Below are 8,906 nucleotides of genomic sequence, written 5' to 3' on the forward strand. Positions count from 1 at the left end.
GACTGGTGCGTTGAAGGGGCGTGGCCAGCCACATCTCCACCCTCGAAGGCCCCAGCGACGGAGAGCTGATCTCCGCTGTTCGGGGCGGCGACGTCGACGCCTACGGGGAGCTGTTCGCCCGCCACGTCGAGGCCGCCCGCCGACTCGCCCGCCAGCTCGTCTCGGCCGGCGACGTCGACGACCTGGTGTCCGAGGCGTTCGCCAAGGTGCTCGTCGTCCTCCAGCGCGGAGGCGGCCCCGACCTCGCCTTCCGCGCCTACCTCCTGACCGCCGTACGCCGCCTCCAGGTGGACCGGATCCGCTCCACGGCCCGCTTGCAGACCACCGGCGACCTGACACCGTTCGACCCGGGCGTGCCGTTCCGCGACACCGCCGTCGAGGGTTTCGAGAGCGCCGCGGCCGCCCGCGCCTTCGCGTCGCTGCCGGAGCGCTGGCAGCTGGTGCTCTGGCACACCGAGGTCGAGGCGCAGAAGCCGGCCGAGGTCGCGCTGCTGCTCGGGATGACCGCCAACTCCGTCTCCGCCCTTGCCTACCGGGCCCGCGAGGGCCTGCGCCAGGCATACCTGTCCATGCACGCCCAGAGCGTCGACGAGGACGCCTGCGCCCGGACCCGCGCCGGCCTGGGCGCCTATGTCCGCGGCGGGCTGTCCCGCCGCGACAGCGCCCGCGTCGAGCAGCACCTCGAGGACTGCCGGGCCTGCGCCGCCATCTATCTGGAGCTCACCGAGGTCAACTCCCGGCTCAGCGCCCTGCTGGCCCCGCTGCTGCTCGGCAGTGCCGCCGCGGCGTACGTCGGCGCCGCCTCGGGCGGTGGGGTGGCCGCCGCGACCGGCACCGTCACCGCGCTGTTCGGGCGGGTGCGCGACGTCGTCGCCGCCCACGCCCCGACCGCGGCCGTGGCCGGGGTGGCCGCGTCCGCGGTGATGGCCGGCCTGTTCGTCACCATCCAGCGCAGCCCCGACCTGCCGACGGCCGAGGACCTCCCCTCGTCGCGCAACAGCGCGCCCGCCGCCTCACCCACCGCGTCGCCGTCCACGGACCCGAGCCGTCGCTCCCGCACGCCCGGCACGACGTCGCGTGGCGTCGAGCCCGCCGTCGCCGTGCCGACCACCGATCCCACCTCCGGCGCGGCCGCGCCGACCGCCGACCCCACGACCGACCCGACCACGGACCCGACCCCGGACCCGACGACCCCGTCCCCGACGCCGCCGCCGACCAGCCCGCCGTCGGCGCCACCGCAGTCGCCCGCCGTCCAGCTCGCCGTCGCCGTCTCCGCCGGGCCGGAGGGTGTCGACGTCGGCGTCACCGCGGGCATCGCGGGTCTCCCGCCGCTGCCGCTGGTCGCCGTGAGCGTCCCGATCCCGGCGACCCCCTGACCCCTCGACGGGCAGGCGTGCGTGTGGCCGGATCGGGTAAGAAGGAGTCATGACCGTCAGCCGCCTCATCGCCCGCCCCATGCTCGCGTCGATCTTCATCGTCGGCGCGGCCACCGCTCTCAAGAACTCCTCGGCCTCCGCGACCAAGGCCACCCCGGTGACCGACAAGGTCGTGCCGCTGGCGAAGAAGGCCGGGATCCCGCTCCCCGAGAACCCCGAGACCCTCGTGCGCATCAACGCCGGCGTCCAGATCGCGGCCGGGCTCGCGCTCGCCACCGGTCGCGCCCCGCGGCTGTCCGCGGCCGTGCTCGCGGCGTCGATGGTCCCGACGACCGCGGCCGGACACCGGTTCTGGGAGGTCGACGACAAGGCCCAGCGCTCGCAGCAGCAGCTGCACTTCTTCAAGAACCTCGCGGTCGTGGGCGGGCTGATCATCGCCGCCGGTGACACCGACGGGAAGCCGGGCGTGGCCTGGCGGACCCGCCGGGTCGCGAAGGACGCGCGCCGCGAGGCGAAGCGCCTGGCGCACGACGCCCGTCGCGAGGCGAGACTGGCTGCCGCGCGGATCCACTGACGCCGTTAGTCTGTCGCGGGTGACGAGCACCCTCGACCCCTGGCCCGCGCCGCGCGCGAACCACCCCGTCGAGGCCGTCGTCTCGCTACCCGGCAGCAAGTCCCTCACCAACCGGGCGCTGGTCCTGGCGGCCATCGCCGACGGCCCATCCGTCGTCCGGCGCGCGCTGCGCTCGCGTGACACCACCCTGATGGCGCAGGCCCTGAGCTCCCTCGGCTCGACGGTCGACACCTCCGGCGCCGACTGGGTCGTCACCCCGGCTCCGTTCACCGACGACGCGGCCGTCGACTGCGGGCTGGCCGGCACCGTGATGCGGTTCGTGCCCCCGGTGGCCGGTCTCTCGACGGGCACGGTGTCGTTCGACGGCGACCCCCACATGCGCACCCGGCCGATCGGCGAGATCCTCGGCGCCCTCCGAGGCCTGGGCGTCGATGTCTCCGGCGACGCGCTGCCGTTCACCGTCCGCGGGACCGGCTCGGTGAGGGGCGGCGCGGTCGTCGTCGACGCCTCGGCGTCGTCGCAGTTCATCTCGGCGCTGCTGCTGGCGGGCGCGCGGTACGACGAGGGCGTCGACGTGCGCCACGACGGCAAGCCGGTGCCGTCACTCCCCCACATCGACATGACGATCGCGATGCTGCGCGAGCACGGCGTCGAGGTCGACGACACGGAGGCGAACAGGTGGGCCGTCGCGCCCGGACCCGTCCGCGCCGCCGACCACCTCATCGAGCCGGACCTCTCCAACGCGGCGCCGTTCCTCGCGCTGGCCGCCGTCTCCGGCGGCACCGTCGTCGTGCGTGACTGGCCACGGTCGACCACCCAGGCCGGCGACGCGCTGCGCGAGATCCTGAGCACCATGGGCTGCGAGGTCGACTTCGTCGACGAGGGGCTGCAGGTCACCGGCAGCGGCACCCTGCTCGGCATCGACGTCGACCTCCACGACGTGGGCGAGCTGGCTCCGGCCGTGGCCGCGCTCTGTGCGGTCGCCGACGGTCCGTCGCACCTGCGTGGCATCGCCCACATCCGCGGCCACGAGACCGACCGGCTGGCCGCCCTCGCGACCGAGCTGAGCGGTCTCGGCGCCGACGTCGTCGAGCACCCCGACGGGCTGAGCATCGAGCCCGCACCGCTGCACGGCGGCGTCTTCCACACCTACGCCGACCACCGGATGGCGCACGCAGGTGTCATCGTCGGCGCCGCCGTCGACGGCGTGCTGGTGGAGAACATCGCGACGACCGGCAAGACCTTCCCGGACTTCGCCGCCTTCTGGTCGGGCCTCATCCCGTCATGACGAACCGCTACTCCGACCAGGACATCGAGCACTACGACCGTCCCCGTCGGCGTACGCGCCCCCGCACCAAGGAACGCCCGACGTACGACGACGCCGTCGACGGGGTGGTCGTCACCGTCGACCGTGGCCGCTACACGTTGCTCCTCGACGGCCACAAGGTGATGGCCATGAAGGCGCGACCGCTCGGCCGCAAGGGCGTCGTGGTGGGCGACCGGGTCCGCGTCGTCGGCGACACCTCGGGCGACGACGGCGCCCTGGCCCGGATCGTCGAGGTGCGCGAGCGGGTCACCACGCTGCGCCGTACGGCGGACGACGACGACCCGGTCGAGCGGGTGATCGTCTCCAACGCCGAGCAGCTGGTCGTCGTCACCGCCCTGGCCGACCCCGAGCCGCAGCCGCGGCTGATCGACCGCGCCCTGGTCGCGGCGTACGACGCCGGGATGAAGCCGCTGCTCTGCCTGACGAAGGCGGACCTGGCCGACCCCGAGACGCTGCTGGTGACCTACCGGTCGCTCGGGGTGCCGTGGGTGGTCACCCAGCGCGGCGGCGACCTGTCGGAGCTGCGCGAGCGGCTCAGCGGACGGATCAGCGTGATGGTCGGCTCCAGCGGCGTCGGCAAGTCGACCCTGGTCAACGCGCTGGTGCCCGACGCGATGCGCGACGTGGGGATCGTGAACGCCGTGACCGGTCGCGGCCGGCACACCTCGACGTCGGCGTTCATGCTCGCGCTCCCCGACGAGGAGGGGTGGATCATCGACACGCCCGGCATCCGGTCGTTCGGGCTCGCGCACGTGCAGCCGGAGCACCTGATCGAGGCGTTCCCCGACCTCGACGAGATGACCGAGGACTGCCCGCGCGGCTGCACGCACGGCAGCGACGAGCCGGAGTGCGGGCTCGACGTGGCCGTCACCAACGGTGAGGCCGACCCGGTCCGCGTGGCGTCGTTCCGGCGGCTGCTCGCCGCGCGGAGCGAGCCGCTGTACTGACCGCTACTGCCCCCACACCGCCCGGGCACCGGCGTCGCCGGTGAGCACCACCAGGACCAGCGTGCCGACTGCGGCGGCGCCGAGCAGCACACCGAGCACGATCCGAGTGGGGCCGGTGCGGGTGTGCAGCCAGGCCGCGACGATCGCGACGACGGCGAAGACCGACGTCATGATGCGCAGCTTCACCGCCAGCTGCTGGTGCTGGTGGACCTTCTCCCCGATGGCCCCCTCGGTGTAGAAGGGCTTGCTGTCGCGGAAGCTCACCCCGGTGAGGTACGCCGTCCAGATCGAGGCCGTGGCGACGAGGACGAGCACGAGCATCGGCCAGCGGAGGCGGTCGCGCCAGCGCGGCACGAACACGTAGACGAGCGCCGCGGCGGCGGCGAGCGGCCCGAAGATGACCGCGGCGTGCACCACGAGCGGGTGCAGCGGGAGTCCGTTGATCTCCATGCCTGGAAGTTAATCGGCGTTGATGAGAATAGTGTGAGGCCGTGCCGACAGCTGCCACCGACTACACCGACGACCTGCGTCTCGCCCATGTCCTCGCCGACGACGCCGACTCCCTGACCGAGGCGCGCTTCAAGTCCCTCGACCTGCACGTGATGAGCAAGCCCGACCTGACGCCGGTGACCGACGCCGACCAGGCCGTCGAAGAGATGATCCGGCGCACCCTCGGACGGGTCCGCTCCCGCGACGCGATCACCGGCGAGGAGCAGGGTTCGAGCGGCCACAGCCAGCGCCGGTGGATCGTCGACCCGATCGACGGCACCAAGAACTTCGTCCGCGGCGTCCCGGTCTGGGCGACGCTGATCTCGCTGGCGGTCGACGACGAGGTCGTGCTCGGTGTCGTCTCCGCGCCGCTCCTCCAGCGCCGCTGGTGGGCCTCGAAGGGCAACGGCGCGTGGACCGGCCGGTCGCTGCTCAAGGCGACCCGCTGCCAGGTGTCCGACGTACGCCGCCTCGAGGACGCCTCGCTCTCCTACGCCTCGCTGCACGGCTGGGACGAGCGCGGCCGGCTCGACGACTTCCTGTCCCTGATGCGGCGCTGCTGGCGCACCCGGGCGTACGGCGACTTCTGGTCCTACATGCTGCTCGCCGAGGGCGCCGTCGACATCGCCGCCGAGCCCGAGCTCGAGGTCTACGACATGGCCGCGCTCGACATCATCGTGCGCGAGGCGGGCGGCCGCTTCACGTCGCTGGACGGCACCGACGGTCCGTTCGGCGGCAACGCCCTCGCCACCAACGGGCACCTGCACGAGGCCGCCCTGTCGTTCCTCGGGTCGCTGCCCGACGACGAGGACGACCCGGACTCGCGCCGCCCCGGACCGGGGTCGGTGTCGAACCTGCACGACCATCGATCCAGGGAGTAACGTCGGTCACACCGGACATGGAGGTGCAACGATGCGGATCGGTGATGTGCTCAACGCCAAGCCCAGTCGCGAGGTCGTCACGATCGGTCCCGACGCCGGGGTGCGCGAGCTGGTCGCGAAGCTCGCCGAGCACAACGTCGGCGCGCTGATCGTCAGCTCCGACGGCAGCACGCTCGAGGGCATCGTCAGCGAGCGCGACGTCGTACGCCACCTGCACAGCGACGGCACGGTCGTCAACAACACGGTGGCCGCGATCATGACCGGCGTGGTCGAGACCTGCGACGAGGACACCAACGTCGACGAGCTCATGAAGATCATGACCGAACGCCGGATCCGGCACGTGCCGGTCGTGCACGACGACCAGGTGATCGGGGTCATCAGCATCGGCGACGTGGTCAAGCACCGCATCGACCAGCTGGAGTTCGAGCGTGACCAGCTCGACTCCTACGTGCACCAGACCTGACGGCTACCCGGACCCCGCGTCGCTCTCGGCGAGCACCAGCGCGAGGTCGTCGCCCATCCGCTGGCCGCCCCAGTCGAGCAGGTGCGCGACCAGCCGGTCGAGCGCCTCCTCGAGGGTGCCTTCGCCGAGCTCGGCCGCGACGTCGTCGAGGGGGAAGAACTCGCCGTGCCGGTCGCGGGCCTCGACCAGGCCGTCGGTGTAGAAGAGCATCCGCGCGCCGACCGGCCACGGGTGCTCCGAGACGTCCGGCTCCGACCCGAGGCCCAGCGGGAGCGTCGGCTCCCCGGTGTCGATCGTGGTCACCTCGTCGCCGGTGACGAGCACCGGCGGGTGGTGGCCGCAGTTGGCCAGCGTCACCCGGTCGCCGTTGAACTCACCGACGATGGCGGTCACGAACTCCTCATCGCTCATCATCCGGCCGAGCGTCTCGTCGATGGTGCGCGACAGCGAGCCGACGTCGGGCGAGGTGAACGCGGCCGCGCGGAACGCGCCGAGGACGGCGGCCGCGGTCTGCACGGCCTCGAGGCCCTTGCCGCGGACGTCACCCACGATGACCCGCACCCCGAACGGTGTCGCCGCCACCTCGTAGAGGTCGCCGCCGACCAGTGCCTCGGCGCTGGCCGAGACGTAGCGGGCGGCAAGGCCGACCGAGCCGATCGGAGGCGGCGAACACGGCGATCAGCTGGATCTCCGTGGCGGTCGACACGGAGACGAGGACGGCCAGGACCCCGAAGCCCGAGACGAGCCCGAGGTCGAGCGGCGCCAGCGGGTGAGAGGGGAGGTCACCCGGAGATACTGCCAGTCCCCGCCCCCGAAACGACGCCGACTAGGCTGAGGTGCATGGACAAGCCTGAGATCGACTTCTTCGACCCCGAGCCGCCCACCGACCTGGTCGTGACCGACATCACCGAAGGCGACGGCCCCGAGGCGGCCGCGGGCCAGACCGTGTCGGTGCACTACGTCGGCGTCGCCCACTCGAGCGGCGAGGAGTTCGACGCGTCGTACAACCGGGGCCAACCGCTGCAGTTCAAGCTCGGCGTCGGCCAGGTCATCTCCGGTTGGGACCAGGGCGTGCAGGGCATGAAGGTCGGCGGACGCCGCCAGCTCGTCATCCCGCCGCACCTCGGCTACGGCGACCGCGGGGCCGGCGGTGTCATCAAGCCCGGCGAGACCCTGATCTTCGTCGTGGACCTGCTCGGGGTCAGCTGAGCGTCGTCACCAGGGCAGGTTGTCGGGGACGTCCCCGTCGACCACTCGCGCCGACTGCGGCCCGAGCGTGACGACGTCGCCCAGCACGAGCTGACGTCCGCGCCGGGTCTCGACCTCGCCGTTCACCAGCACCTCGCCCGCCACGATCACCGGCTTGGCCTCCGAGCCGCTCTCCACCAGGTTGGCGAGCTTGAGGAACTGCCCGAGCCGGATCGATGCATCGCGGATCTGGACGTCGAACGGTTCGGTCATGGGCTCATTGTGCTCCGTGCCGATCAGCCACCGCTGACGAGGATGCAGAACGGGTGGCCCGCCGGGTCGGCGAGGACGTAGAGCGGCTCCCCCGCCTCGTCGGTGCGGTCGAGGAGCAGCGTGGCCCCGAGCTCCTCGGCGCGACGACGGCTGCTCCGCAACGCGTCGAGCGTCGGCACCCGGAAGTCGTGGTGCATCTGCTTGGGCACCTCGTCCGACGGCCACGTGGGCCGGGCCAGCTCGGCGACCTCCTGGAAGGCGAGCACCCGCCGACCCTCGTCGTCGACGAGCACCAGCCAGTCCCCGTCGTCCACGCTCCCGTCGGGCGGCGGCTCGTCGCCCGGTCGGTACTGCAGTCCGAGCAGCTCCCGGTAGAACTCCGCGAGCGCCCGCACGTCGGTCGCATCGATCGCGGTGTGCATCAGCACGGGGTGGATCTCCATGTGTTATCTCATCACAGCACGGCCGCATGAGACCGGACGCCGATCGGGCTCGTCGCAACCCTCCGGGCGGCGATGGCGTCGCACCGGCATGAGACCTCGAGGCGTGATGCTCTGGCCGATTCTCATCGCGCTGCTGACCTCCCTCAGCGCCTGCGGGGCGTCGGACGACGGGCCGAACCTGGTCGCACCCACACCGGGCGGCACCCTGCGGCCTCCGTGCGACCCGAGCTTCGGCTTCCCCGAGCCGGCACCGGGCTGCCCCGACGACAGCCCCGAGACCGGCTGGCTCACTCGGCGACCGAGCAACGGTCGCCTGGTCCTCGAGTCCTTCCGATCACTGTCGAACGACGCCGAGGGCGAGGCGTACGCCGAGCGCCACGGCCTGGACTTCCCGTTCCCCAACGACTACTACGACGCCCCACAGCGGAGCCGGCACACGCTCGCGCTGGGTCCGGACATCGTCTGTACCGGCATCATCCGGGTCGACTACCGGGAACCGCTGAACGACCATCCCGTCGACTGCACGGAGCTCGTCGCAGCCGCAGGGCACCGACCCCTCGCCGTTGCGGTGTGGCGCGACGGGCCGAGCGTCGTCCAGGTCTCTGAGCTCTACCGGCCGTAGGGCATCGCGCGTGGGTGTGGCCCCGTCGGCGGTGGCCGGCGGGGTCGGTGGGTCAGGGATGTCGTGGGTGGGTGAGGTCGTTGACGTGCACGTGGCCGTGGGGGCTGGTCCAGCGGAAGATGCGGGCTGTGGTGCGTTGGTAGGTCCAGCCGCCGTGGGTCTTGAGGCGGTGGTGGTGGCGGCACAGGGGTGCGAGGTTGCAGGAGCAGGTGGGACCACCTTGGTCGTAGCCGATGATGTGGTCGTTGTCGCAGGACCTGGATGGTCGGGTGCAGTGCGGGAACACGCAGGTGGGATGGGTCAGGTTCACCTGTTCGCGCAGG

Annotated in this window: 13 protein-coding genes; 8 read left to right on the forward strand and 5 right to left on the reverse strand. The window is 72.3% G+C overall.

Annotation, left to right across the window (positions count from 1 at the left end):
- Window positions 1-20: 20 nt before the first annotated feature.
- From PD653B2_RS25355 to rsgA, 4 genes are read left to right on the forward strand one after another with little or no spacing between them, the layout of a single operon-like run.
- Window positions 21-1,376, forward strand: coding sequence for a sigma-70 family RNA polymerase sigma factor (locus tag PD653B2_RS25355; RefSeq protein ID WP_085873083.1), 1,356 nt, complete (start codon window positions 21-23; stop codon window positions 1,374-1,376).
- Window positions 1,377-1,425: 49 nt separating this feature from the next.
- Window positions 1,426-1,950 carry a DoxX family protein gene (locus tag PD653B2_RS14435; RefSeq protein WP_085873084.1) on the forward strand — a complete coding sequence of 175 codons (525 nt, stop codon included), beginning with the start codon at window positions 1,426-1,428 and terminating at the stop codon, window positions 1,948-1,950.
- Window positions 1,951-1,969: 19 nt separating this feature from the next.
- Window positions 1,970-3,238, forward strand: coding sequence for a 3-phosphoshikimate 1-carboxyvinyltransferase (gene aroA, locus PD653B2_RS14440; protein WP_085873085.1), 1,269 nt, complete (start codon window positions 1,970-1,972; stop codon window positions 3,236-3,238).
- Window positions 3,235-4,224 carry a ribosome small subunit-dependent GTPase A gene (gene rsgA / locus PD653B2_RS14445; protein WP_085873086.1) on the forward strand — a complete coding sequence of 330 codons (990 nt, stop codon included), beginning with the start codon at window positions 3,235-3,237 and terminating at the stop codon, window positions 4,222-4,224. The genes aroA and rsgA overlap by 4 nt, the downstream gene beginning before the upstream one ends.
- A 3-nt stretch (window positions 4,225-4,227) precedes the next feature.
- Here the strand turns inward: rsgA and PD653B2_RS14450 are convergent, their stop codons facing one another.
- Complete coding sequence (locus PD653B2_RS14450; protein WP_085873087.1) at window positions 4,228-4,674, reverse strand: DUF2231 domain-containing protein; 447 nt, start codon at window positions 4,672-4,674, stop codon at window positions 4,228-4,230.
- A 41-nt stretch (window positions 4,675-4,715) separates the two neighbouring features.
- On the opposite strand from PD653B2_RS14450, the gene PD653B2_RS14455 reads away from it, so the two are divergent.
- Both PD653B2_RS14455 and PD653B2_RS14460 read left to right on the forward strand, forming a co-directional pair.
- Window positions 4,716-5,594 carry an inositol monophosphatase family protein gene (locus tag PD653B2_RS14455; protein ID WP_085873088.1) on the forward strand — a complete coding sequence of 293 codons (879 nt, stop codon included), beginning with the start codon at window positions 4,716-4,718 and terminating at the stop codon, window positions 5,592-5,594.
- Window positions 5,595-5,625: 31 nt separating this feature from the next.
- Window positions 5,626-6,057 carry a CBS domain-containing protein gene (locus PD653B2_RS14460; RefSeq protein ID WP_085873089.1) on the forward strand — a complete coding sequence of 144 codons (432 nt, stop codon included), beginning with the start codon at window positions 5,626-5,628 and terminating at the stop codon, window positions 6,055-6,057.
- A gap of 3 nt (window positions 6,058-6,060) precedes the next feature.
- Here the strand turns inward: PD653B2_RS14460 and PD653B2_RS14465 are convergent, their stop codons facing one another.
- Complete coding sequence (locus PD653B2_RS14465; RefSeq protein ID WP_165763487.1) at window positions 6,061-6,639, reverse strand: PP2C family protein-serine/threonine phosphatase; 579 nt, start codon at window positions 6,637-6,639, stop codon at window positions 6,061-6,063.
- Window positions 6,640-6,897: 258 nt separating this feature from the next.
- On the opposite strand from PD653B2_RS14465, the gene PD653B2_RS14470 reads away from it, so the two are divergent.
- Window positions 6,898-7,266 carry an FKBP-type peptidyl-prolyl cis-trans isomerase gene (locus PD653B2_RS14470; RefSeq protein WP_085873091.1) on the forward strand — a complete coding sequence of 123 codons (369 nt, stop codon included), beginning with the start codon at window positions 6,898-6,900 and terminating at the stop codon, window positions 7,264-7,266.
- A gap of 6 nt (window positions 7,267-7,272) precedes the next feature.
- Here the strand turns inward: PD653B2_RS14470 and PD653B2_RS14475 are convergent, their stop codons facing one another.
- Together PD653B2_RS14475 and PD653B2_RS14480 are read right to left on the reverse strand one after the other, a co-directional pair.
- On the reverse strand, window positions 7,273-7,518 hold the full coding sequence (locus PD653B2_RS14475; RefSeq protein WP_085873092.1) for an RNA-binding S4 domain-containing protein: 246 nt from the start codon (window positions 7,516-7,518) through the stop codon (window positions 7,273-7,275).
- 23 nt (window positions 7,519-7,541) lie between these two features.
- The gene (locus PD653B2_RS14480; RefSeq protein ID WP_085873093.1) at window positions 7,542-7,961 is read right to left on the reverse strand and encodes a VOC family protein; all 420 of its coding nucleotides are present in this window, start codon (window positions 7,959-7,961) and stop codon (window positions 7,542-7,544) included.
- 103 nt (window positions 7,962-8,064) lie between these two features.
- On the opposite strand from PD653B2_RS14480, the gene PD653B2_RS14485 reads away from it, so the two are divergent.
- Window positions 8,065-8,583: a hypothetical protein gene (locus PD653B2_RS14485; protein ID WP_085873094.1), complete on the forward strand. Its 519-nt coding sequence runs from the start codon at window positions 8,065-8,067 to the stop codon at window positions 8,581-8,583.
- 52 nt (window positions 8,584-8,635) lie between these two features.
- Here the strand turns inward: PD653B2_RS14485 and PD653B2_RS14490 are convergent.
- Window positions 8,636-8,906, reverse strand: a 271-nt coding sequence (locus tag PD653B2_RS14490) for an HNH endonuclease signature motif containing protein (protein WP_133059409.1), incomplete at its 5' end; no start/stop codon positions are given.

Source organism: Nocardioides sp. PD653-B2 (assembly GCF_002117935.1).
Taxonomy (GTDB): domain Bacteria; phylum Actinomycetota; class Actinomycetes; order Propionibacteriales; family Nocardioidaceae; genus Nocardioides.

Coding starts and splice junctions, on each gene's coding strand:
- PD653B2_RS14435 (WP_085873084.1), top strand. CDS start 1,426: ATGACCGTCAGCCGCCTCATCGCCCGCCCCATGCTCGCGTCGATCTTC.
- rsgA (WP_085873086.1), top strand. CDS start 3,235: ATGACGAACCGCTACTCCGACCAGGACATCGAGCACTACGACCGTCCC.
- PD653B2_RS14450 (WP_085873087.1), bottom strand. CDS start 4,674: ATGGAGATCAACGGACTCCCGCTGCACCCGCTCGTGGTGCACGCCGCG.
- PD653B2_RS14460 (WP_085873089.1), top strand. CDS start 5,626: ATGCGGATCGGTGATGTGCTCAACGCCAAGCCCAGTCGCGAGGTCGTC.
- PD653B2_RS14470 (WP_085873091.1), top strand. CDS start 6,898: ATGGACAAGCCTGAGATCGACTTCTTCGACCCCGAGCCGCCCACCGAC.
- PD653B2_RS14475 (WP_085873092.1), bottom strand. CDS start 7,518: ATGACCGAACCGTTCGACGTCCAGATCCGCGATGCATCGATCCGGCTC.
- PD653B2_RS14480 (WP_085873093.1), bottom strand. CDS start 7,961: ATGGAGATCCACCCCGTGCTGATGCACACCGCGATCGATGCGACCGAC.